Annotated in this window: 1 protein-coding gene; it reads right to left on the bottom strand. The window is 63.1% G+C overall.

Annotation, left to right across the window (positions count from 1 at the left end; all coding sequences use genetic code 11):
- The coding region (locus KZZ04_RS18705) for a recombinase family protein (RefSeq protein ID WP_219423750.1) at positions 1-312 on the bottom strand (312 nt) is incomplete at both ends.

The raw sequence follows: 312 nt of genomic DNA, 5'->3' as shown, positions 1-312 counted from the left end.
AGCGGCGCGCTCCGCCGCTCGGCCGGTAGCCTTTGCCAAGTTGGGCCGGGGGTTCCCGAGCCGCACCCCCCTCGCCTTTGCGGCCTCAAGGGCTTCTTTGGTGCGCTTCGAAATCACGCCACGTTCGTGCTCCGCTATGGCTGCCATCATGTGAACCGTCACTCGTTGCGCCTCCGGCATGTCTGCGGCGATGAACTCGATGCGGCTCTCCATTAGGTTTGAGACGAAAGCGACGTTGCGCGCTAGGCGATCGAGCTTAGCGATCACCAGGATCGCCTTATGTTTCCGGGTCAGCTCGATCGCGGCAACGAG

Source organism: Pseudoalteromonas sp. CR1 (genome assembly GCF_019392235.1).
Lineage (GTDB): Bacteria > Pseudomonadota > Gammaproteobacteria > Enterobacterales > Alteromonadaceae > Pseudoalteromonas.
The sequence above is the reverse complement of the archived record's forward strand: the minus strand, read 5'-3'. Positions and strand labels throughout refer to the sequence as shown.